This is a genomic window from Pseudooctadecabacter sp., from assembly GCF_965657175.1.
In the GTDB taxonomy this organism is placed as follows: domain Bacteria; phylum Pseudomonadota; class Alphaproteobacteria; order Rhodobacterales; family Rhodobacteraceae; genus Octadecabacter.
In genome coordinates, this window is the sequence record NZ_CBFHNH010000010.1 from 95670 (window position 1) to 120267 (window position 24598).

Consider the following 24598-nt stretch of genomic DNA (forward strand, 5'->3'; position numbering starts at 1 on the left):
CCCAAACGTCTGAGCCAGACGGAATTTGTAGCACTTATCGCCATGCTGATGGCGACGATTGCGTTCTCCATCGACGCCATGTTGCCCGCCCTGCCCGAGATCGGGGCCGAGCTGACACCCGATACCTTGAACAACGCGCAACTGGTCATCACCAGTTTCGTTTTGGGCATGGGGTTGGGCACGTTTTTCACCGGCCCTTTGGCGGACAGGTTTGGCCGCAAGGCCGTGATCGTTACAGGCGCGTGGCTTTATATTGCGGCGACGCTTTTTGCCTATTTCGCCCAGACGCTTGAGACGATGTTGATCGCACGCGTGCTGATGGGGTTGGCCGCCGCCGCCCCGCGCGTGGCCTCGGTCGCGATGGTGCGTGACCTTTATGCAGGCCGTGACATGGCGCGTATCATGTCCTTTGTAATGTTGATCTTTTCACTGGTGCCAGCGCTTGCGCCATCTTTGGGCGCGTTGATCATCGCGGTGTCGGGCTGGCGCGGGGTCTTTGTGGCCTTTGCGCTTTTTGCGGCCGTGACCTCCACGTGGTTGATGTTGCGCCAGCCCGAAACCCTACCCGCCGACCGCCGCCGGTCCTTGCAATTCGCCCCGCTTTGGTCCGCCGCACGGGAGGTCGTCACACATCCCACCGTGCGCCTTGCGACCCTTGCACAGACCCTGTCCATGGGGATGTTGTTTTCGGTGCTGAGCTCCACCCAGCAGGTGTTTGATGTGACCTACGGCCAAGGCCACAGCTTTCACTTTTGGTTCGGCGGTATCGCTGTGTTGGCGGCCTCCGCGTCGCTGATCAATGCGCGGATCGTGCAGCGGCTGGGGATGCGTCCGATCATCAAGGCGATGTTTCTGGTGCAATCGGCTTTGTCGCTGGCGATGATTGGGGTTGTGGCGCTGAACCTGCCTGTCCGGTTTGAACTGCTGTTTTATGCCTTCTGGACCACATCAGTGTTCTTTCAGGCGGGGCTGACGTTGGGCAACCTCAACGCGCTGGCGCTGGAACCGATGGGCCACATCGCAGGCATGGCTGCGTCTTTGGTGACCGCCATCGCCACGGTCGGTGCTGTGATCATCGCAGCACCCATCGGGTTGCAGTTTGACGGCACGCCACTGCCGCTGGCCGTTGGCACATTCATCTGCGCCGTTCTGGCCTTCTGGATCACCAGCAAAATCCGCCGAGACACCGACTAAAGTTCGAGACGTCAAGTCACCCGTTCAACAGCCGTGCCGCAGCGGGGGCAAAATAGGTCAGCACCCCGTCACACCCTGCCCGTTTGAAACACATCAGCGATTCCAGCATCACCTTATCCCCATCAAGCCAGCCGTTCTGGGCTGCTGCCTGCATCATCGCGTATTCACCGGACACCTGATAGGCAAAGGTCGGCACGCCGAAGTCACGTTTCACGCGGCCCACAATGTCCAGATACGGCATCCCCGGTTTGACCATGACCATATCTGCCCCCTCGGACAGGTCGCGCTGGACCAGCCGCATGGCCTCATCCGAATTGGCGGGGTCCATCTGGTAGGTGTTCTTGTCCCCCGTCAGCGCAGAGGACGCCCCCACCGCATCGCGGAACGGGCCATAAAAGGCGCTGGCGTATTTTGCGGTGTAGCTCAGGATGGTGACGTGGCTGTGGCCTGCGGCCTCCAACGCGCCACGCATTGCGGCAATGCGTCCGTCCATCATATCGGACGGGCCCAGAATATCCGCCCCGCACTCCGCCTGAACCAGCGCCATTTTGACCAGCGCTTCGACCGTGCGGTCGTTCACGATCTCACCGTCCTCGACGAACCCATCGTGTCCGTTGATGTTGTAGGGATCGAGCGCGATATCCGTCATCACGGCAATCTCGGGACAGGCATCCTTGATCTCTCGGATAGCGCGGTTGGCGATGTTGTCTCGCGACCATGCCAGCGCGCAATCCTCGGTCCGTGCTTCCATCCCTGTGTAGGGGAAAATGCAGATCGCTGGGATACCCAGATCCCACGCCTCACGCGCAGCGGCACCCACGCGGTCCACCGTGCGCCGCACCACTCCGGGCATTGAGGCCACGGGTTCTTCGGTGTCCGTGCCCTCCATCACAAAAATCGGCCAGATGAAATCCGCAGGGCTCAGCGCGCTTTCACGCACCATGGCGCGCAATGCTGGTGTGCGGCGCAAGCGGCGCAATCGGGTCGAGGGGAACGGGGGCAATGTCATCAATCGGGCCTTTCAAGTCACACATTTTGGGTCGCACGAATTGCCGCGCATCACAAGGCTGGGCATTGCCGCCCCGCGCCGTTAGGTTGCCCAAAAAGCGCAACATCCCAAACATCCACAGGCTGCCACCCCCGTGAACTGGACCAACACCCTTTTCGAAGTCATCGACATGCGGAGCTTTTCGAACCTGTGGTTCTGGATCGCGCTGGCCGTGATGTGGTCATCGGTCAGCCACTGGGTGCTGGGCGTGCCCTACGACATGATCCAACGCGCCAAAAAGCACGGTGGTGCGGCTGAGGCAGACCTGCATGATATGGTCCGCATCAATGTGAACCGCCTTTTGTATATCGCAGAAGTCACTGGTCTGGTGCTGTCGGGGGTTGTCTGTTTCATGCTGACATCGCTGGCGATTTTGGCCTTTGTCTATGACGTCGAATTCGCCCAAGCGGTGTTTTTGCTGGCCTTCCCCATGACGCTCGTTGGCGCGCTGAGCCTGAACACAGCCCAAATCATCGCCCGCGATAACCCCCAAGGCGAAGACCTGCAAAAACGTCTCAGCCGTCACCGTGTAGCCACGCAGTTCGTGGGCATGTTCTCGATCTTCATCACGGCGATGTTCGGAATGTACAAAAACCTCGCCGTGGGCATCTGGCTGTGACGCACGGCCATTGACACCGGCCCCCTTCGGGGTAGGTCCGGTGCCATGGTCAACACGAAACACATCACCGTCTCCGGCGCGCCTGAGGGCTTTGATGCGCGGCTTATTCTGGCCGAGGCTGACAAAGGCCCCGTTGTGCATGTCTGCCGCGACGACAAACGACTTGAGGCCACGCGCGCGGCCCTTGCCTTCTTTGCCCCTGATATGCCCGTGGTGGTGTTTCCGGGCTGGGATTGTCTGCCCTATGACCGCGTGTCGCCCAACGCCGATATCTCTGCTGCGCGCATGGCCGTGCTGGCGGGGCTGGCCCACGGGATGCCCGACCGTTTTGTTCTGCTGACGACCGTCAACGCCGCCACCCAAAAGGTCCCTGCCCGCGATACCCTGCGCGAGGCTGCGTTTTCTGCCCGCGTGGGCGGGCGTATCGACGAAAAAGCCCTGCGCGCCTTTTTGGTTCGCATGGGGTTCACGCAAGCCCCCACTGTGACCGAACCGGGTGATTACGCCGTGCGCGGTGGCATCATCGACATTTATCCGCCCGGTCAATCCGGCCCCGTGCGCCTTGATCTGTTTGGTGATGATCTGGACGGCGCGCGCCGCTTTGATCCGGCCACGCAGCGGACCACCGAAAAGCTTGACCTGATCGAACTGGCGCCCGTGTCCGAGGTGATCTTGGATGAAGCCGCGATCACCCGGTTCCGCCAGACCTACCGTCTGGAATTCGGCGCCGCCGGCACCGATGATCCGCAGTATGAGGCCGTGTCCGCAGGCAAAAAACACGCAGGCGTCGAACATTGGATGGGGTTCTTTCACGACCATCTAGAAACGTTGTTCGATTACTTGCCCGGTGCCACCATCACGCTGGATGATCAAAACGCCGCCCAAAGGGAGGCGCGCTGGGTGTCCATCGCCGATCAATACGATGCACGGCGGGAAGCGATGTTGGCCAAGGGCCGCATGGACAGCGTCTATAAACCCGCCCCGCCTGAGGGGCTGTACCTTGACAATGCAGCGTGGGAGGCCGCGACGGCCGCCTTCCGCACGTTGCAATTCAACGCGCTCCCTCAGGCCACCGGTCCCGGTGTGATTGATGCAGGCGGGCGGATCGGGCGGGATTTCGCGCCCGAACGCCAACAAGAATCCATCAGCCTTTTCAGGGCTTTGGCCGACCACGTTAAAGCAAAGCTACAAGACAAGCCCGTTGTCATCGCGTCCTATTCCGAAGGGGCACGCGAACGTCTGATGGGCCTGATCGAAGACGAGGGCGTGGGGGAGGCTATCCCCGTCACCGACTTTTCCCGCGTCGGCAAAACCGGCCTGCATTTGGCGGTTCTGGCGCTCGAACACGGGTTTGAGGCCAAAGACCTTGTCGTCATCTCTGAACAAGACGTGCTGGGCGACCGTCTGATCCGGCAAACCAAACGCAAACGACGGGCCGAAAACTTCCTGACGGAAACCCAATCCCTGACACCGGGCGATTTGGTGGTCCATGTGGACCACGGCGTGGGCCGCTATTTGGGGTTGGAGGTCGTGACCGCAGCGGGTGCTGCCCATGAATGTCTTCTGCTGGAATATGCAGAACAATCAAAGCTTTATCTGCCAGTTGAAAACATCGAACTGCTGTCGCGCTTTGGCCATGAGGTCGGACTGCTCGACAAACTTGGCGGTGGCGCGTGGCAGGCCAAGAAGGCCAAGCTCAAGGAACGGATCCGCGAGATGGCGGAGCGCCTGATCCGCGTGGCCGCCGAACGCGCCCTGCGCACGGCCCCGGCCCTGACCCCGCCGGATGGCATGTGGGATCAATTTCTCGCCCGTTTCCCTTATGCCGAAACCGATGACCAGCTGGCAGCGATTGCCGATGTACTTGACGACCTCGGTTCAGGCCAGCCCATGGACCGGCTGGTCTGTGGCGACGTGGGCTTTGGCAAGACCGAGGTTGCGATCCGCGCCGCTTTTGTGGCCGCCATGTCCGGCGTGCAGGTCGCGATCATCGCGCCTACGACCTTGCTCGCACGCCAACATTACAAAAACTTCGCCGAACGGTTCCGTGGTTTTCCCATCAATGTCAGACCCTTATCGCGCTTTGTTGGCACGAAAGACGCGGCAGAGACCCGCGAAGGCATCGCCAAGGGCACTGTCGATATCGTCATCGGCACCCACGCGCTGCTGGCCAAATCCATCCGGTTTAAAAACCTCGGCTTTATTGTCATCGACGAAGAACAGCACTTCGGCGTGCAGCACAAAGAACGCCTCAAACAGATGCGCACGGACATTCATGTTCTGACGCTGACGGCCACGCCGATCCCGCGCACCCTGCAGCTGTCCCTGTCGGGCGTCCGCGAACTGTCCATCATCGGCACGCCGCCCGTCGACCGCCTTGCGATCCGCACCTATGTCAGCGAATTCGACACCGTCACCCTGCGAGAGGCCTTGTTACGCGAACACTACCGTGGCGGTCAGTCGTTCTTCGTGGTCCCGCGCATCTCCGACTTGCCGGAGATTGAGGAGTTCCTGAAATCCGAAGTGCCCGAAGTCAGCTACATCACCGCCAACGGCCAGATGGCGGCAGGCGAACTCGACGACCGCATGAACGCCTTTTACGACGGCAAATATGATGTGCTGCTGGCCACAACCATCGTTGAAAGCGGCCTTGATATCCCCACGGCGAACACGATGATCGTGCACCGTGCGGATATGTTTGGCCTCGCACAGCTGTACCAAATCCGCGGCCGCGTGGGCCGCTCCAAAACCCGCGCCTATGCTTATCTGACGTACAAACCCCGCCAGAAACTGACGCCACAGGCTGAAAAACGCCTTAAGGTGTTGGGCAGCATTGACACGCTGGGTGCGGGTTTCACGCTGGCGTCCCAAGACCTTGATATTCGTGGGGCGGGCAATCTGTTGGGTGAAGAACAATCCGGTCAGATGCGCGAAGTGGGCTATGAGCTGTATCAATCCATGCTCGAAGAACAAATCGCCAAGATCAAATCCGGTGAGGTGACCTTGGTCGAAGATGGCCAATGGGCGCCGCAAATCAACCTTGGCGTGCCTGTGCTGATCCCCGAGGACTATGTGCCTGATCTGGACGTGCGCCTTGGCCTCTACCGTCGTCTCAGTGACCTTACGACGAAAGTCGAACTCGAAGGGTTCGCCGCTGAATTGATCGACCGGTTCGGCACGCTGCCCAAAGAGGTCAACACCCTGATGCTGGTCGTGCGCATCAAAGCCATGTGCAAACGCGCTGGCATCAGCCAGCTGGATGGCGGGCCAAAGGGCGCCGTGATCCGGTTCCACAACGACAAATTCATCTCCCCCCAAGGGCTGGTGGAATTCATCGAAGACCAGCGCGGTCTGGCCAAAGTGAAAGACAACAAGATCGTCATCAAGCGCGATTGGCCCAATGATCGTGCCAAAATCCAAGGTGCCTTTGGCATCGCGCGGGATTTGGCAGCCAAGGTGAAAGAGGCGAAAAAGAAGGCCGCAGCCACGTAACACGGGCCGAAACCCGCCCAGACGCAACTTCGTGCTGACAGGTCGCAAAAACCCGCCTATAGTCTTGGCCATAACGGGGACAAACCCCGATCTTATAGGCACGAGGCAGTTATGACCCTTCTTTCAAGACGCAGCTTTGCGCTTTCTGCGCTGGCAACCACCACCCTATCCGCATGCGGCAACGGCATCGGCGGCAACGGCGCCGCCCAAATCGACGCCCGCGTCGACAGCACCTTGTCGTTTATGTACAACAACTATCCCGGAACGCGGGATCTGGCGAACAAGGCCAGCGGCATGTTGGTCATGCCCGTTGTGACCGAAGCGGGCCTTGGCCTGGGCGCATCCTTCGGGCGCGGTGCGCTCAAGGTTGGGCAGACGACCGTTGATTATTATTCGTCCACCGCCGGCAGCGCGGGCCTGCAGATCGGCGCACAGCAATATTCGACAGTGCTGTTTTTCATGACCCAAGACGCGTTGATGGACTTCCGCCGCGCCAATGGCTGGGCCGCCGGTGCGGATATCGAATATGCGCTCAACGACACGGGCGAAACCCTGCGGGCGGAAACGACGACGTCCTTGTCGCCGGTGATTGCCGTGGTCTTCGCGCAGGCCGGTTTCCGTGCAGGTGCCACGATCGAAGGCACCAAATACACGCGCATCATTCCGTGATTATGCCCTGAGCCGCTCCCCCTTGGGATCAAAGGGCGGCTCAGCCAGCACCACCCCACGATGGGGCTTGCCAAGGATCATCACGTCGACCTCCGTGCCTGCGGGGGTGTCTTTGAGGTATCCAAGCGCAAGGCTCATTCCGGCAGAATACCCATAGGTGCCTGAGGTGACGCGCCCAACCGGTGTGCCATCGGGCAGAAAGATCGGCTCACCCCCGGTGGCGTCAGCGTTGGAGACGCCAGTGATATGGATCAGCGACAAAACTTCACGTGATGGATTATCTTTGACCGCCAAGTAGCTGTCTTTATGCAGAAAATCTTTGTCGTGCTTGATGAGACGATCTAGCCCCACCTCTTGCGGCCAATATTCGGGGCTGTATTCGCGGCCCCAAGACCCGTAGCCCTTTTCGATCCGCAAAGACATCAGCGCACGGCTGCCCACGGGGCCACCACCTAGTGAAGCCGCAGCCTCTAAAAGAGCTTTGTAAACAACCTGTTGGTCTTCTTCCTTGCAGTGAATTTCCCACCCCAAATCGCCTGTAAAGGACACCCGCAGGGCAAGGCAGGTGACGCCTGCAACCTCCAACCATTTGGAGCGCATGAAGGGAAAATCCGCTGTCTCAAGAGAGGTATTCGTCAGCGTTTGCAGGGCTTTACGGGCCAAAGGTCCCGCGATGTTAAACCCGCACCACCTGTCCGTGCGGCTTTCGAAACTGGTACCCTCGGGCAATGGGACCATGGCCCAGAACCGTTGGTGATATCGTTCCGCCATGCCGGACCCGATGATCCAGAATTCGTCTTCGGCCATGCGGGTGACGGTGAAATCCCCAGCTATGCCGCCATTGATCCCAATCAGTGGCGTCAAACAGGATCGGCCGACCGCCTGCGGCATCCGGTTTGCGAAAACCGCGTTAAGCCAGCTTTCCGCCCCCGTTCCCTTGCAGACGTATTTGGCGAAGTTGGAAATATCAATGATCCCAACGGATTGGCGTAACATCTTCGCCTCACGTCCGACGCTGTCAAACCATGTCTGTCGGGTAAACCCCGCACTGTCGGGCACATCGGCATCAAAGTAGGCGGCATGTTCCCAGCCGTAGTTCAGCCCGAAAACCGCGCCCATATCGCGCTGCATGTCATAGACGGGGCGCACCCGAACGGGGCGCCCGGCCTCACGTTCTTCTCCGGGGAAGTGGATTTTGAAACGGTGCGCATACTGGTCCCCCACGCGGGCCTTGGTGAATTGCGCATCGGCCCAGGAGCCAAAACGCGCGACATCCCATGCGAACATATCGTAGGTGGATTCGCCTTTCGTGATCCATTCGGCCGCCATCAGGCCCATGCCGCCCGACTGGCTGAACCCCGGAATGATCCCGTTGCAGCAAAAGTAATTCCGCACATCAGGGTGCGGACCAAAGAGGACGTTGGAATCCGGCGACCAGATCATCGGGCCATTGATGACGCGTTTGATGCCCGCCTCACCCACCGCAGGCACGCGGTCGATGGCGCGCATCATGTTGTCTTCGATGCGTTCCAGATCATCGGCAAACAACTCATGCCCAAAGCCTTGGGGCGTCCCGTTTTCGGCCCAGAACCGCACGTCCTTTTCATAGGCGCCGACCAGCAGGCCCTGCCCTTCTTGGCGCAGATAATATTCCCCGTCACGGTCGGCGACAGACGGCAACCGGCGATCCATGGCCGCGATGTCTGCAATCGTCTCGGTGACGAAATACTGGTGTTCGGTGGGCAAAAGCGGCAGGGTGATGCCCGCCAGTTTCGCGACCTCACGCCCCCACAGACCGGCAGCATTGATCACCCATTCCGTCCGGATATTCCCCTTGGGTGTTTCAACGATCCACGATCCGTCTGGCTGCTGCGCGGTGGCGGTCACGGGGCAAAAGCGGATGATCTCGGCCCCGCGCTGGCGCGCACCGATGGCATAGGCGTTGGTCACACCGGAGGGGTCCACATTGCCGCCGTCGGGTTCAAACATGATGCAGCGGATGCCGTCGTAATTGACCAGCGGATGCAACTTTTCTGCCTCGGCCACGCTGACCTCATGGAAATTCATCCCGTAGAATTTGGCCTTCGCGGCCTGCAGGCGCAGCTGGTGTTCGCGGTCTTCGGTTTGGGCCAGATACAGGCTGCCGGGCTGAAACACCCCGCAAGACTGGCCAGTCTCTTCCTCAAGCTCATTGTACAAATTCATCGTATAGTGCTGAATTCGTGAGATATTCGTGCTGTCATGCAGCCCGTGGATGTTGGCGGCAGCATGCCACGTGGATCCCGACGTCAATTCATCACGTTCCAGCAGGACTACATCGGTCCAGCCCAGTTTCGCCAGATGATAGAGGATGGAACAGCCGATGACGCCTCCGCCGATGACGACTGCTTGGGCATGTGTGCGCATGGGAAATCCTCCGGAATTTCCCTGAGCCTGCCCCCGCACCATCAACGCCCCTGTTCCATTCCCGACGTTATCGTGTCGTCTTTGGGATAGGGATCACTCCGCCGCGATATGGTCCAGTACGGCCTGCGCGGTGGACGCCTTAAGCCGGTCTGCATCCGGCGCAAAATCAAAGGTCTGCACCGCGCGGCGATAGAATAAACCTGCCGCCGCCACCGCCGCCTTGCGCATTTCGGGATCGTCTTGTTCGATCAGGCGCGCGAGACTGGACTGCAACCGTTGCTGGACTTCGACCAGCCCCGCACCGTCGCGGGCCAAGGCGCTAAAGGCATCTTCGATGATATCATGGGGACAGATCGGTTTGATCCAAAGCCGGTCATGGGCCACCTCGGTGTCGTTCGCGGTCTCATCGCGGTAGAGCGTCAGAATGCGGGACGTGCGAGTGATCACATCAATCGCCGTGCCCGGATCATTGATCCCCGGGGACAGTGCCTTGGACGCGATCTCTCCCAACACCACAAGGCCAAAGCGAGGGTCCTGTTCATAGGTCCGCACGTCGCCCACACCAAAGTGGGCGCGCAGCACGTCGGCAAAATCACGTGCGTCCTCGTCCAGTTCAACCGTGTCGGAGGTGCAAACCTGCGCCAGCACATCGCCCTTCATGACAAAGGATCCAGGTGACACCCTAAGATAGACATGACGACCGTATTCGGCGGCCTTGTCTTGCAGGGATTCTTGATAAATCCGCTGGATATATCCTGTTTCCTCAGACCGGACAGCAGTGGCCCCATCGGGGACTGTCACGCCCTCCGCCCACGGGTTGGCGCCCAGACACGGATTGTCGAGCCTCTCCCGGAACTGGCGGCCGGTGATATCCTCAATCTCGCGGGTGGCGTTCATCAAGCTGCCGAAGGTCTGTAGATGAAGCACCCAGCGGATTAGGGAAAACACCACATAGGCCAGGACCAGCACCGTCATGGCAAACAAGACCAAGGCGCGATCATCGGAAAAAACGCCCAATTCCCGCAAGATGATGGCAATCAACGCGAAAACATAGGCTCCGATGAAACTGGCCAGCGTGTTCTGGGTCGTGGGGTCCTGCATGATCAGACGGTGCAGGCGTGGCGTGAATTGCGTCGATGAATTGCGATAGACGGTCACCATGACGGTCAACGAAAAGGTCGTCACTGCCAACATCGCGTTGGCGATGATTGACAACAGCCGGTCGGCGGCCTGCCCGCTCACGTAACCGGAAATCTTTTCGGGCAAAAGCGGACCAACCAATATCGCAAGGCCCAAGGCCACCACGGCCAAGGCGCCCAAGATCACCACCCGCGCCCACAGTTCGCGCGATACATCGTCGATCAAACGCCAGGCCATTTTGGGCCAAGCCCCGAATTTTGAAAAAATATCCCTGATCATAGGGACCCGCGTGGCGCATTCGACACGCGATGTCGTTTTTGATCGATCCCTACAGGCGAAGCCGCATAGGTTTGACGCACAACATCAGGGGACCACAGCACATGAAAACCACAGCGCAGGCAGTCATTATCGGCGGAGGCGTGGTCGGCGCGTCGGTTCTGTATCATTTGACGAAACTCGGTTGGTCAGATGTTGTACTATTGGAACGTGCGGAGCTGACATCTGGTTCCACATGGCATGCTGCCGGAGGGTTTCACACCTTAAACGGTGACACCAACATGGCCGCCCTGCAAGGCTACACCATCAAGCTCTACCGTGAATTGGAAGAGATCACCGGCCTGTCTTGTGGTCTGCACCACGTGGGTGGCGTGACACTGGCGGACAATGCGGACCGGTTCGATATGCTGGTCGCCGAACGGGCAAAGCACCGCTACATGGGGCTTGAGACTGAGATCATCGGCCCCGAAGAAATCCGTAAAATCGCGCCGATCACCAACACGGATGGTATTCTGGGCGCGCTTTACGATCCACTTGATGGGCATCTGGACCCGTCCGGCACCACACATGCCTATGCCAAGGCCGCGCGTATGGGCGGTGCCACCATCGAAACCCACACCATGGTCACGGCAACCACCCAAAGGGCGGATGGCACATGGGATGTGGTCACGGATAAGGGCACGATCCACACCGAACATGTGGTCAACGCAGGCGGGCTTTGGGCGCGCGAAGTGGCGGCCATGGCGGGCATCTATGCGCCGCTTCACCCAATGGAACACCAATACATCGTCACCGATGATGTGCCCGAAATCGTTGCGCGCGACAGCGAACACCCCCACGTCATGGACCCTGCCGGCGAAAGCTATCTGCGCCAAGAAGGGCGCGGGTTGTGCATCGGGTTCTACGAACAGCCCTGTCGCCCGTGGGCCGTGGACGGCACACCGTGGTCCTTCGGTGCAGAACTTCTGCCCGATGATCTGGACAAGATCGAGGACAGTATCGAATTCGCCTACAACCGCTTCCCCGCGCTTGCCCGGGCTGGTGTCAAAACTGTCGTCCACGGGCCGTTCACCTTTGCCCCCGATGGCAATCCGCTGGTGGGCCCTGTGCCCGGCATGCGCGGCTATTGGTCCGCCTGCGGGGTCATGGCGGGGTTCAGCCAAGGGGGCGGTGTCGGTCTGATGCTGGCCCAATGGATGATCCACGGCGAATGCGAACGCGATGTGACGGCGATGGACGTGGCGCGCTTTGGCGGTTGGATCACGCCGGGCTACACCCGCCCCAAGGTCATCGAAAACTATCAAAAACGGTTCTCCGTGGCCTATCCCAACGAAGAATTGCCCGCCGCACGACCCCACCGCACCACGCCGATGTACGACATTTTCACAAGCCATGGCGCCGTCTGGGGCCATCAATACGGGCTTGAGGTGCCCAACTACTTTGCCCAAGGCGATGAACCCACGTTTGAAACCCCGTCCTTCCGCCGCTCGGACGCTTTTGACGCCATCGCGCGTGAGGTGAAGGGGGTACGCTCGAACGTCGGGATCACCGAGGTGCATAACTTCGGCAAATACCGCATCACAGGGCGCCATGCACGGGCTTGGCTGGACCGCATCATGGCCGGTCGTATCCCCAAAGAGGGTCGCATTTCCCTGACGCCTATGTTGTCGCCCAAAGGCAAGCTGCTGGGCGATTTCACCGTGTCCTGCACCGGAGAAAACAGCTTTCACCTGACGGCCAGCTACGGCGCACAGGCCCAACACATGCGGTGGTTCCTGCAACATCAAGAAGACGGCGTAAGTATCGAAAATATCAGCGATAAACTCAACGGGTTTTCAATCGCCGGACCACGTGCAACCGACCTTCTGGCGGCTTGTACCCGCGACGATACCGCCATGCGGTTCCTCGACACACGCCCCATGACCATCGGCCAGACGGCCTGCACCGTGCAGCGCGTCAGCTACACCGGTGATCTGGGGTATGAGATTTATTGCGACCCCATGGACCAACGGGCCCTGTGGACAACACTGTGGACAGCCGGTCAGCCCATGGGCCTCAGCCTGTTTGGGATGCGCGCGATCATGTCGCTCAGGCTGGACCGGCATTTTGGCAGTTGGATGCGTGAATTCAGCCCCGATTACACCGCCAAAGAAACCGGGATGGACCGGTTTATCCAGTGGGACAAAGACTTTATCGGCAAAGAGGCGGCGGTGGCAGACAATCCCGACCGCGCGCTTGTGACGTTTGTGGTGGACGCGACCGACACCGATGTCACCGCTTATGAGCCGATCTTTCTGGATGATGAGGTCATTGGGTTCTGCACCTCCGGCGGCTATTCGCACCATCTGGGCAAATCCATCGCCTTCGGGCTGATCCCCAAGGCACAGGTGGCCGAAGGTCTGCGGGTTGAGGTTGAACTGCTGGGCGACCGCCGCCCCGCCACGTTGATCACCACACCTTTGTTTGATCCTGACGGCAGCCGGTTGCGCGCATGATCTTCATCTGGCCCCAAAAACTCCCGCCGGAGGCTCTAAAATTCCTGAATTTTAGACCTTGTTTCAGACGTTTGGCACCATGATCCCAACCTTGCTTCTGGCGGCTGGGAAGTCGTCGCGCATGGGCGCGCGCGACAAATTACTGGAGGATATCGACGGCCTCCCCCTCCTCGGACGACAGGTGGAGCGGGCGCTGGACAGTGGTCCGGTGATCGTCACCCTGCCCTCGGTCGATCATCCGCGCGCCTCTGTTGTGCCCGCCCGCGCGACCATTGTCGTCGTTGCGGGACAGATGTCTGACAGCATCCGCGCCGGGATCGCGGCGGTGCCCGTTGATGCGGCCGGTGTGGTCATCCTGCCCGCCGATATGCCCGATATCACCGCCGCAGATATCGCCGCCGTCAAGGCAGCCGCGACGGATGATGTTGCAATCGTGCGCGCGGCCACGCAGGATGGAAAACCCGGCCATCCGATCTATTTTGCCCGCAAGACATTCCCTGATTTCAAGACATTAGAGGGCGATCGTGGTGCTTTTCGCATTTGCGAAAACTGGCCGGACGACACCAAACTTGTCCCGCTAAATGAACAACGGGCGCGCCTTGATCTGGACACGCCCGAAGATTGGGATCGCTATCGGAACCGGTCTAGGCCGTAAGAAGCCGCGCTTCGTGACGTTTCAGAACCTTGCGCGCTGCGGACCAACCGGCAGCGCTTTCGACGTTCTTGAGTTCCGGGAACAGGCCGTACACCTCTTCACGTTGTTCGTCACCGATGCTGCGCAGGGTGTAATCGGCGGGCTGAAAACTTTCCGTCCAAGCGCCGTTGGACAGGATCACTTCGTGACGGTCGAACAGAATGTGGAAATAGACCACATCGCCTGCAGCGTCCGCGGACACACCGTCCATTGAAACCAGATGTTTGGCCGCCACCAGAACTTCATTTTCACCGAAAAACAGTGCAGCCCGTTCGCCGGTGATCAACACACGGTGGTTGGGGGACAGCAACAGATCGGTTTCGGGCACAGCACCGGACAAGGCACCGGCGGCCACGCGGATGGGGGCCCACTCAGGCGTGGCGATGACCTCCTCTTTGGACACATCGCGCCGCCCGATCCAACGGATGTCTTGTAATCCGTTGTCGCGGGTCATGACACGGTCCCCGATCTTCAGCGCCTCGACCGGAATTTCACCGCGGTCTGTGGCAATCATGGTGCCAAGGGTGAAACACGGCACCAAATCTGCCGCCTGCCTGTCCGCCACAAGGTTATAGCCCTGCCCCGGATTGCCATTGGCATAGATCGGGGAAATCAGCTGGATCGACTGGATCGGTGCGGCTTCAATCGCCGCCTGATCTGCGTTGGCGCTGAATTCGGGCATCAGATAGACGTCACCATTCGTGGCCTGACTGACCACTGCGGTGATATTTGCAGTCGTGCCATCGAAATAGGTGATCGTCGCGTTGAAGATCATCGTGGCGTCATGGGTTTGGGTCACGCCATCGACGGTGAATGTGTCGTTCGACGCGTTGTTGTCGATATCGTAGGACGCGGGCTGAAGTCCGCCGGAAAAACTGTCGGCCTCCCAGTTTTTGACGTTATCGGTCGAGGCCAATGGATCCGCCGCGCTGCCATATGTACCCAGCCAGCTGTCCACGGCCGTTTGGCTGACAAACTGATTGCCTTCACCGGTGTCGATGTCCGGCAAATTACCAAGAAAAAGAACTTCGAATGACGTTGGCATCTGAAACCTCGGGCAGCAGGGACAGCAGTGTCCCGTTCAAGTCGTATGTAAGCATTCTGGCGTTCGATTTACGGGGAAAGTTCGGCCAAGACGACCACCTTCGATGTTTTTGATTAAAATTGCCCAATTCCCGCCGAGGGCCGAAACCAATCACAATTGGACGCCAAGATTGTTTCCCAAACGGAAACGGGGGGCCACATGCCCCCCGTTCCCTCGTCCCCCCACCAAAGTACGGGAACAGCTGCATATACGTTTACTTCACCAACAGGCGTGCTTCGTGCTTTTTCAGGGCGCGACGCGCGGACTGATAGTTGCCCAGACCTGTTTTCGTGGCCAGTTCGGGGAACAGTTCGAAGATTTCGTTGCGCTGGCTGTTGCCAATGCCCTTCAAGCTGTAATCGCCCGGCTGGAAGCTTTCGGTCCAAGCGCCGTTCGACAGAACCACTTCGTGGCGGTCGAACATGAAGTGGATGTAGGCAGTGCCCATCACGTCTACTTCATGGATGCCTTCCGCACCGACCAGATGCTTGGCTGCCGCGAGGACTTCGCGCTCTTCGAAGTAGAGCTGCGTTTTCTCCGAGGCCACCAGACACCGGTGGTTTGGCGACACCAGCATGTCCCGCTCAGGCAGACCGTTGCCCAAGGCGCCTGCCTTGATCAGGATCGGCTTGAGGTGCGGGTTCGCCACCAGTGACTTGCCGGACATCTCCTTGCGGCCGGTCCAACGGATCTCTTGGATGCCGTTGTCGCGGGTGATGATCCGGTCGCCTTCGCGCAGGTCTTCGACAAGACGCTCACCTTTCGGGGTCGCGATCGTGGTGCCCGGCGTAAAGCAGGGGATCACGTTCTCGATTTCCGAGAAGGTCAGGGTCGATCCGTCAAGGAACGTCACTGTACCGGCTTCTGGGTCATCATCCACATAGGTGATGAAGTCGACGTTGGACCCGGTCAGGTCGAGGATGTCCGTGTCGTCAGACTGGCCATCGCCATCCAGATCGGGGTCTTCGCCGCCGACGATCACGTCGCCTGCGCCTTCTCCGGGTGTGTCGACGATGAAGACATCGTTGCCCAGACCACCGAACTGGCTGTCTGCACCCTGACCACCGGTCAGCGTATCGGCACCTTCGTCACCGTAGAGCGTGTCGTCATCGACGCCGCCGTCCAGCACATCGTCGCCGGTGCCACCGAACAGGGTGTCATCGTCGTCTTCGCCGAAGATGGTGTCGTTGCCAGCGCCGCCAAACAACGTGTCGTTGTTGTTGTCGGTGACCAGGTCTTCACCTGGGTCATTGCTGTCGCCGTCACCGTCCAGATCGTCGGGCAGGTTGCCGAAGCCACCGATGGTGCCGGGAACCAGACCACCATAGATGATGTCGTTGCCGTCTTCACCCGCGATTTCGTCGTTGCCTTCGGACCCGATGATGATGTCATCGCCGGTGCCGCCTTCGACGGTATCGTCGTCGATGCCTGCATCGATCGTATCGTTGCCGGAACCACCGAAGATGGTGTCGTTGTCGTCACCCGTGGAGATGCTGTCGTTCCCAGCCCCACCGAAGACCGTATCGAGGTCGTCGTTCGGATCAAGGTCCGCAGGATAGACACCGGGGTAGCCGACGTCCGGCAGGTTCTGACCGAAGTCAGGGCCCAGCGGGTTCTCGTCGTTTCCGGTGTCGATGATGTCATCACCTTCGCCGCCTTCGACCACATCGTTGCCTTCGGCTGTGGCGATGGTGTCATCGCCCGCGCCGCCGTCAACGCTGTCATCACCGGATGCGCCCCACAGATCGTCGTTGCCTTCCCCACCGATGAGAGTGTCATCGCCAGAGCCGCCTTCGATCTTGTCGTCGCCGATGCCGCCATCAAGGACGTCATCGTTCGCGCCGCCGAACAGCATGTCCATGCCGTCGCCACCGTCGATGGTGTCGTCACCGGTGCCACCGCGGATGATGTCATTGCCCTCGTCGCCAGACAGGCTGTCGTCGCCGGCGTTGCCTGCGATGCTGTCATCATCTGCACCGCCGAAGACCACGTCGTCGCCCTCGCCTGCTTGGATGGTATCTTCACCGCCAAAGCCCAGGATCAGGTCGTTGTCCGTGCCTTCGTCGCCCGGCAGGATGCCGTCGCCAGCGTCCACGATATCACCGTCCCCATCCACATAAGGGATGTCGGGGTTGATGATGTCGTTGCCTTCGGTGCCCTGAACGGTGCCATCGTTGATGCCGGTGACAGTGAAGGTGACAGTCGCTGTGTCCTCACCACCATCAGGATCGGTGATGGTGTAGGTGACAGATGTCGTGTCCGTCTCACCCAGACCCAGATCGTCGAAGTCGCCATTGGCGTCAAAGTCGACTGTGCCATCGGGGTTGATCGTGAACAGACCACCGTTGTCACCCGCAACAGGTGTGCCAACATTGGCCGGATCGCCGTCCACAGCCACAACTTCCAGAGGATCATCCTCAGGATCGCTGTCCACGCTGTCGCCTGTGTCATCGGTGATGACATTGCCGTCCACATCGCCTGCGTCTTCGGTCAAGGAGACCGTGTAGGCGTTGTCTGTGGCGTCTGGCCCATCATTCACACCAGTCACAGTGATGGTGACAGTTTCCGTGGCTTCTACGCCCGATGGGTCGGTGACGGTGTAGGTGACCGTGGTGGTCGCCGTTTCGCCTGTCCCCAGTTCTTCGAAGTCGCCGTTCGGATCGAAGGTGACGGAGCCGTCGGGGTTGATCGTGATCAGGCCGCCGTTGTCGCCCGCGACAGGTGTCCCGACGCCCGCAGGGTCGCCGTTTACCTCAGCCACCGTCAGCGGATCGCCGTCAGGGTCTGTGTCGTTGTCCAGAACATTGCCGACCACCGATGGGTCGTCGTCCTCGCCCGCCTCGAAGGTGTCTTCTTCGGCGATTGGACCGTCGTTGGTGCCGGTGACGGTGAAGGTCACAGTGGCTGTGTCCTCCAGACCCGCGGGGTCCGCGATGGTGTAGGTGACGGTGGTGGAGGCCGTTTCGCCCTCGCCCAGATCGTCAAACTCGCCGTTCGCGCTGAAGTCGACAGAACCGTCCGCGTTGATCGTGAACAGCCCGCCATTGTCGCCAGCAACAGTGCCGCCCACATTGGCCGGATCACCGTCCACAGCCACAACCGTCAGAGGATCATCCTCAGGATCGCTGTCCGCACCGTCGCCGGTATCGTCCGTGATCGCATTGGCATCCTCATCACCGAACGCTTCATCCTGAGCGACGATATAAGAGCTGTTTTGAGCTTCAGGTGCATCGTTGATGCCCTGCACCGTGATGGTCAGCGTGGCTGTGCCGAAGCCGCCGTTGCCGTCAGACACGGTGTATTCGATGACAGTATCCGCCGTCTCACCGGGGGAGAGGAATTCGAATTCCTCATTTGCGGTGAAGTCGAAGGACCCATCGGGGTTCAGCGTGAACAGACCACCGTTGGAACCAGCAATTGGCGTGCCAACGTTGTTTTCGTCCCCGTTGATCGCGACAACAGTCAGGGTGTCGCCATCGGGGTCGATGTCGAGGCCGGCATTGTTGTCGGACGGGTTGGTGATGACGTTGCCGTCCACATCGCCCGTGCCTTCGTCTTCAGTAACAAAGTACAGGTCGGGGCACGAGATCGGATCATCGTTCACAGGGTTCACTGTAACGTTGACAGTCGCCGTGTCTTCGCCGCCGTTGCCGTCGGAGATCGTGTAGGTGATCGTCGTGTCACCGTTGAAGTTCTCATCGGGTTCAAAGGTGATCGTGCCATCGGGGTTGATCGTGACCGTGCCGTTGGGCGATGTCGCTTCGGTGATGGTCAGTGGATCGCCGTCTGGATCGCTGTCGTTGCCCAGAACCGGAATATCGACCGAGCCGTCTTCGTCTACTTCGGCAGTGTCGTCCTGCGCATCAGGGCCACGGTTGACCTCTTCGCCGATCACCTCTTCGAGTTCAGTGAAGGACAGGGTTTCGCCTGTTGGAACACCGTTCTCGTCCACGAAGATCACTGTGCCGTCGATGCCGTTGCCGTTGCTGTCGGTCACAGGCACGCCTGTGCCATCAGGACCCGCAAGGAAGAATGGCCCCTGACCGGTCAGGTCCAGAACGTCGTAGTCATTGCCACCGGCACCACCGTCAACGATGTCGCCAGCGTTGGCCTTGATGATGTCGGCATCGTCGCCACCGAACAACATGTCGGACCGTCCGGACCGTTGTCATCCTTATAAAGGCCTGCGCCATCGATGATGTCATCGCCCGTGCCGCCAAATACGGTGTCGGAGCCGGAGCCGCCGGAAAGCGTATCGTTGCCTTCGTCACCGTAGACGGTGTCGTTGCCGGACCCGCCATAGGAGCTGTCGTTGCCTGTGCCACCAAAGACAAGGTCATTGTCGGACGAGGCCCAAAGGTTGTCGTCGCCTTCGCCACCATACAGCGTGTCGTCACCGAATGATGTTTCCATCATGTCGTTGCCAGCACCGCCGTAGTATTCGTCGTTGCCGAAGTCTGCGCCGCCCATGTTGTCGTCGCCATCGCCACCAAAGGCGACGTCGTCGCCGTCGTTGCCAAAGATCCTGTCGTTGCCATCGCCGCCGTAAAGTTCGTCGTTACCTGTGCCACCATTGATGCTGTCGTTGCCGACTTCACCGTAAATCGTGTCTTGGCCTGCACCGCCGAACAAAGTGTCCGCTGCGCCTGTGCCTGTGTCGTCCTTGAAGATCTTGTCGCCATAGATGACGTCATCGCCGGCGTCACCATAGACCGTATCGGTGTCGGAGCCGCCGTAGATTTCGTCGTTGTCCGCGCCACCAAAGAGCGTGTCGTTACCGGACCCACCGTAGACTTTGTCAGCACCGGTGCCGCCTTCGACGTAGTCGTTGTCGTGGCTTGCCCAAAGGTCGTCGTTGCCAGCGCCGCCAAAGATGGTGTCGTCGCCGTGGGCAGCCTCGACCATGTCGTTGCCGTCGTTGCCTTCGATATAATCATTGCCGCTGCCGCCGCCGATCACGTCTTTGCCGACACCACCGAAGATGGAATCGTTGCCGGTTCCGCCTGCCAGCGTGTCATCGCCCGCATTGCCTTCGATATAATCATCGCCTGCACCGCCATCGATGACGTCATTGCCGTCCATCGTGTCGGGGTTGATGGAATAGGTCAGGTTGTCGATCGCACCGGAGTTGCCGAGGATCACTTCGATCTGTGCCACCATATCAAGGTCGGTGTTCACAACATGCTGGCCGTTGTCCGCTGTTCTGACGTCGATCTGTTGCAGCAGGTTGCCGTTGGAGTCGTAGTACTTGATCCACGCACCGCCATCCGCATCCAACAAGGTCAGACCGGTCACATGTGCAGGGTTTTCAAAGTTGATCAGGAACGTACCGCCCGATGCGTTGTCATCCGGATCGGATGCGTCGCGGTCCTCAGACAGGATCAGAACCGTGCCCAGATTGCTTGTGGCCAAATCCAGATCACCGCCGGTCGGGTTTGCAGTGTCAAATGCCATGACAGGGTTGTGTGGGTCTGCGGACACGATAGACACACCGTTCGCCACATACTGGCCATCAACCAGTTCACCGGCCGCCAGATCATTGAAGTCCAGCGTGCCGTCGAATGTCATGTTGCCGCCGATCAGGGTGTCATTGCCACCGCCGCCGAAGATCGTGTCGGCACCGCCGCCACCGTAGACTTCGTCGCTGCCGTTGTTGGCTGTGATCGTGTCGTCGCCTTTGCCGCCAGACAGCAGGTCATTGGCATAGCCGGATGTGATTTCATCGTTGCCGGCACCACCGGAGATGGTGTCGTCAAGACGGCCACCGGCCCACAATGTGTCATTGCCATCACCGCCAAAGATGACGTCATCGTCATGGCTGGCTTCGACTTTGTCGTGGCCTGCACCCGCATAGATCACGTCACCGCCGTCACCGGAGAAGATCATGTCATTGCCGGAGCCGCCGTACACTTCGTCGTCGCCCGCACCGGATTTGACGATGTCGTTGCCAGCACCAGCCAGAACGACGTCGTCCTGCGTGGCCTCGCCCGGAAGCAGGGCGTCGGAATTGTCGATCTTGTCGCCATCGGGGTCACCCGTGTAGGCAACGTCGATCAAATCGTCGCCTGCGGTGCCGTCCACATATCCGTCGGCCAAGGGTGCGGCGTCAAAGTGGATGTCGCTCAACCCGATGGTACCGGATTGGGCTGCGCCTGCGCCGTTGTCATAAATCACTTCGAGGCTCGCGATGGGGCCTGCGATGTAGACTGTCACTGTGTCGGCCGCGCCCGATCCTTCAACACCCGGATTGGTGTTGCCTGTGGTATCAAGCTGGTTGCCGTTGACGTAATGGTGGTCTGCGAGATTGGTAAACTGGACTGGGACGATATTGCCATCGGCATCACGGGCGATAACCGTCACACGGTCATCCCATGAGTTGTTGTCGGAATCGACGTCGAAGATTTCGAACGTGATGTTTTCAACCGGCTGGTGGAAATCCACTTTCACAGATGTTGGATCGTCAACGTCCCAGGCCTTAAGGCCGTCGTAACCGCCCACGGTGCCCTTCATCCATTGGTCATGGTCTACGTTCTCGGGTGTTGCCACCGTGAACCCGACATTTCCAGAGGCGCCAGCCGCTGTGTTGGTTCCGTCAATATTCGTGTTGGACCAGTCAATTGTATAATCAGACATCGTCTTTTCCTATCTACCCATCCGATCAGACATGGCCTGACCGTCATGTTGCAAATGTGTGATCCGGGGTTGAGCCTAGGACACACACAAACGCCTGCCGCCGAAGCGACCAAACTCTCATCCGCAATTTGGAAGGGTAATTGGACCCGATCCCGCAGACACCACTCAAAGAACCAAGATCGAAATCTTGGCCGGCTTCCCCAGTCAGCCGGAATGCCCCCCAGTTGGGCAGGGACTGAACACAGACACCGGTGGTCGCAAAAAAGGATAAAATTTGTGCGAAACACTAACGTTCGCGCGATTAACCTTAACGTTACACGCTAAAAGTGTGCTGGATTTTTCATCATCGCCCCTGTTTGAACACCCCTAACACCTCATGAAATTCAGCTTTTCCCTGTAAAACATGGGGATTGCAGCATGTGGTTTGGGCATCTGGGTCAATTCAGAAATGCGCATGCACCTCAAGGCTGTGTTCTTTTCGCTGGGGAATTCCCCGCAAATCGGTGTTAAGATCTCGCCACAATTGCTTAACGTCACGGTTCAAATCCGGAACCAATAATCGTTTGAAGCGCGGTTTGTTCACAACTTCTTAACATATCACGATTCGGACTGCCCCAATTGGGGCGAGTCGACAGCGTGTTTTGTGAATTTGTACCTGTGGTACCGGTGGCCGGACTCGAACCGGCACGATGTCACCATCGGGGGATTTTGAATCCCCTGCGTCTACCATTCCGCCACACCGGCACGCTGTGACAGCCATCTGGGCTGTCGTGGTATGCGGCTGCAATAGCCAAGCCTCCGCCGGTCGTCAACGGCGGAATTGCACCTTAAAGACGGTCCGTGCTGAAGGTATCGCAATCCGCGATCTGGCCACTGTCATAGCCCGTGGCAAACCAGCGTTGCCGTTGTTCAGATGTGCCATGTTGAAAGGTGTGCGGTGTCACTGTCTGTCCCGCGTTGCGCTGCAAGGTATCGTCGCCAATTTGTTCGGCCGCATTCATGGCCTCAGCAATATCGCCCCGCTCAAGCGAATTGAACTTTTCCTGCGCCAGCCGCGCCCAGACCCCCGAAAAACAATCGGCCTGCAGTTCGATCCGCACCGAAATCGCATTGCTTTCCCGTTCGCTGACCTGCTGGCGAATGCGGTTGGCCTGCCCCAGAATGCCCAGTTCGTTCTGGACCTGATGGGCCACCTCGTGGGCCACAACATAGGCCGCGGCAAAATCACCACCCGCGCCCAGCCTCTGTTCCATGGTCACAAAAAACGACGTGTCCAGGTAGGCCTTTTCATCGGCCGGGCAGTAAAACGGCCCCGACGCCGCAGACGCGCCGCCACAGGGAGATTGGGTCGCGCCCTTGAACAACACCAATGTCGGCGGCTCATACCGTTCGCCCACTTGCTCACGGAAAATGTCGGTCCAGACCTCCTCTGTATCCGCCAATGTTACGGAAACAAACTGCGCTGCCCGCTCATCCGCCGGCGTAATCTCCGTCGTCTGCTGCGCCTGACTGCCGCCGCCCACATCCACAAACTGGGACGTGTCCACACCAAAGTACCAGCCCAGCAACAAGATTATCACACCGGCGATCCCGCCGATGCCCCCCGCCGCACGACGCCCGCCGCCTGACCGGCGGCGATCCTCGATATTCCGGCTTCCTCTGCGACCTTGCCACTTCATGACGCCCCCCTTTTCGTAGACAGTTCCTGTTGACCCTACACCCAGTCTCTGGCCTAACCAACCAAACAACAGAGCAGTTCCATGATCCGCAGCCTATACGACTGGACCTTGTCCCTCGCCCATCACCCCCGCGCCCTGTGGGCGCTGGCCTTTGTCGCGTTTATCGAAAGCTCGGTCTTTCCGATCCCGCCGGACTTGCTGATGATCCCGATGATCATTGCCACCCCACGCCGCGCCTTTTTGATTGCCGCAGTGGCCACGATCGCGTCGGTGCTGGGCGGCTTGCTGGGCTACGCCATCGGCATGTTTGCCTTCGAAGGCATCGGCCAACCGATCCTCGAAAGCCTCGGCAAGGCGGACAGCATGGAGGCCTTTAACGACCGCTTCAACGGTGTGGGCTTCTGGGCTGTGCTGATCGCGGGGCTGACACCCTTCCCTTACAAGGTGATCACCATCATGTCCGGATGGACAGCCATGCCCGTGGGCACCTTTATCATCACCTCCATCATCGCCCGCGCTTTGCGCTTTTTCATCATCGCCACACTGCTCTGGAAGTTCGGGGAACCAATCCGCGATTTCATCGAAAAACGTCTCGGGCTGATGTTCACACTCTTTTGCGTGGTTCTGGTGGGCGGCTTCTTTATGGTCCGGTACCTATGACACAGCTTCAATCCATCGCCCTTGCCACCCTCGGCAGCGTCGCCCTTCTCGCTGGGGCCTTCGGCTTTCAGGCTCTGGGCTAGGCCCCGTGTCAGATGTGTTTGTGGCAACGCTGGCCCCATGCGGCTGCCATTGTGATCGGCCTCATCGCGATTGCGATGCCCGTCCTGCGCCTGCCGCTGGCCGTTCTCGGCGCTCTGGCCGCACTCACCACCGCTGGCTTTGGCCTGTATCACACCGGTGTGGCACGCGGCTGGTGGGAAGGCCCGTCCAGCTGTTCGGGCGGCGGTGGCCTCGGCGATTTGTCCGGTGACGCGCTTTTGAGCACGGACATCGCCCCTGTGGTCATGTGGTCAGACATCGTCTGGACACTGTTAGGCCTGTCCATGGCAAATTATAATGCCTTCATCTCGCTGGTCCTCGCCGCCCTCTGGATCACCGCCACCCGCAAACAGGCCTAATCTGCACGCGACGCCCCTCTTCTCTGGTTCTGAAATACCTCGGGGTCT

Annotated in this window: 15 protein-coding genes and 1 tRNA gene; 8 read left to right on the forward strand and 8 right to left on the reverse strand. The window is 59.4% G+C overall.

Annotated features, from left to right (window positions below):
- Nucleotides 1-42: 42 nt before the first annotated feature.
- Nucleotides 43-1194, forward strand: a complete 1152-nt coding sequence (locus ACTG36_RS10430; RefSeq protein ID WP_375280960.1) for a multidrug effflux MFS transporter — start codon at nucleotides 43-45, stop codon at nucleotides 1192-1194.
- A gap of 16 nt (nucleotides 1195-1210) precedes the next feature.
- Here ACTG36_RS10430 and hemB read toward each other — a convergent pair whose 3' ends face one another.
- On the reverse strand, nucleotides 1211-2203 hold the full coding sequence (gene hemB / locus ACTG36_RS10435) for a porphobilinogen synthase (protein ID WP_375280913.1): 993 nt from the start codon (nucleotides 2201-2203) through the stop codon (nucleotides 1211-1213).
- A gap of 133 nt (nucleotides 2204-2336) precedes the next feature.
- Between hemB and ACTG36_RS10440 the strand changes: the two genes are divergently transcribed.
- The 3 genes from ACTG36_RS10440 (at nucleotide 2337) to ACTG36_RS10450 (ending at nucleotide 7022) form a co-directional block, all read left to right on the forward strand.
- Nucleotides 2337-2861 carry a component of SufBCD complex gene (locus tag ACTG36_RS10440; RefSeq protein ID WP_375280912.1) on the forward strand — a complete coding sequence of 175 codons (525 nt, stop codon included), beginning with the start codon at nucleotides 2337-2339 and terminating at the stop codon, nucleotides 2859-2861.
- 45 nt (nucleotides 2862-2906) lie between these two features.
- Nucleotides 2907-6353 (forward strand): transcription-repair coupling factor, encoded by a 3447-nt coding sequence (gene mfd / locus ACTG36_RS10445; RefSeq protein ID WP_439142233.1) that lies wholly within the window; start codon nucleotides 2907-2909, stop codon nucleotides 6351-6353.
- Between the two features lie 111 nt (nucleotides 6354-6464).
- Nucleotides 6465-7022, forward strand: a complete 558-nt coding sequence (locus ACTG36_RS10450; RefSeq protein WP_375280910.1) for a YSC84-related protein — start codon at nucleotides 6465-6467, stop codon at nucleotides 7020-7022.
- Here ACTG36_RS10450 and ACTG36_RS10455 read toward each other — a convergent pair whose 3' ends face one another.
- Together ACTG36_RS10455 and ACTG36_RS10460 are read right to left on the reverse strand one after the other, a co-directional pair.
- Nucleotides 7023-9428, reverse strand: a complete 2406-nt coding sequence (locus ACTG36_RS10455; protein ID WP_375280909.1) for a GcvT family protein — start codon at nucleotides 9426-9428, stop codon at nucleotides 7023-7025.
- A 93-nt stretch (nucleotides 9429-9521) separates the two neighbouring features.
- Nucleotides 9522-10805, reverse strand: coding sequence for a DUF2254 domain-containing protein (locus ACTG36_RS10460; protein ID WP_375280908.1), 1284 nt, complete (start codon nucleotides 10803-10805; stop codon nucleotides 9522-9524).
- Between the two features lie 143 nt (nucleotides 10806-10948).
- Here ACTG36_RS10460 and ACTG36_RS10465 point away from each other — a divergent pair, with 143 nt between their 5' ends.
- Both ACTG36_RS10465 and ACTG36_RS10470 read left to right on the forward strand, forming a co-directional pair.
- Nucleotides 10949-13339: a GcvT family protein gene (locus ACTG36_RS10465; protein ID WP_375280907.1), complete on the forward strand. Its 2391-nt coding sequence runs from the start codon at nucleotides 10949-10951 to the stop codon at nucleotides 13337-13339.
- A gap of 79 nt (nucleotides 13340-13418) precedes the next feature.
- On the forward strand, nucleotides 13419-13994 hold the full coding sequence (locus ACTG36_RS10470; RefSeq protein WP_375280906.1) for a nucleotidyltransferase family protein: 576 nt from the start codon (nucleotides 13419-13421) through the stop codon (nucleotides 13992-13994).
- Here ACTG36_RS10470 and ACTG36_RS10475 read toward each other — a convergent pair.
- The 5 genes from ACTG36_RS10475 to ypfJ all read right to left on the reverse strand — a co-directional run bounded on the left by ACTG36_RS10475 (nucleotide 13984) and on the right by ypfJ (nucleotide 23429).
- On the reverse strand, nucleotides 13984-15078 hold the full coding sequence (locus ACTG36_RS10475) for a Hint domain-containing protein (protein ID WP_439142237.1): 1095 nt from the start codon (nucleotides 15076-15078) through the stop codon (nucleotides 13984-13986). The two genes, ACTG36_RS10470 and ACTG36_RS10475, sit on opposite strands and share 11 nt — an antisense overlap.
- Before the next feature lie 253 nt (nucleotides 15079-15331).
- On the reverse strand, nucleotides 15332-19264 hold the full coding sequence (locus ACTG36_RS10480; RefSeq protein ID WP_439142239.1) for an Ig-like domain-containing protein: 3933 nt from the start codon (nucleotides 19262-19264) through the stop codon (nucleotides 15332-15334).
- Nucleotides 19165-21750, reverse strand: a complete 2586-nt coding sequence (locus tag ACTG36_RS10485) for a calcium-binding protein (protein WP_439142241.1) — start codon at nucleotides 21748-21750, stop codon at nucleotides 19165-19167. Before ACTG36_RS10485 ends, ACTG36_RS10480 begins: the two co-directional genes overlap by 100 nt.
- A gap of 658 nt (nucleotides 21751-22408) precedes the next feature.
- Nucleotides 22409-22494 (reverse strand) — tRNA-Leu (locus ACTG36_RS10490).
- A gap of 83 nt (nucleotides 22495-22577) precedes the next feature.
- On the reverse strand, nucleotides 22578-23429 hold the full coding sequence (gene ypfJ, locus ACTG36_RS10495) for a KPN_02809 family neutral zinc metallopeptidase (RefSeq protein ID WP_375282043.1): 852 nt from the start codon (nucleotides 23427-23429) through the stop codon (nucleotides 22578-22580).
- 81 nt (nucleotides 23430-23510) lie between these two features.
- Here ypfJ and ACTG36_RS10500 point away from each other — a divergent pair, with 81 nt between their 5' ends.
- Both ACTG36_RS10500 and ACTG36_RS10505 read left to right on the forward strand, forming a co-directional pair.
- A complete protein-coding gene (locus tag ACTG36_RS10500) occupies nucleotides 23511-24089 on the forward strand; it encodes a YqaA family protein (RefSeq protein ID WP_375282042.1) in 579 nt (192 codons plus the stop codon).
- 95 nt (nucleotides 24090-24184) lie between these two features.
- Complete coding sequence (locus tag ACTG36_RS10505; RefSeq protein WP_375282041.1) at nucleotides 24185-24550, forward strand: disulfide bond formation protein B; 366 nt, start codon at nucleotides 24185-24187, stop codon at nucleotides 24548-24550.
- The last annotated feature ends 48 nt before the right edge of the window (nucleotides 24551-24598 follow it).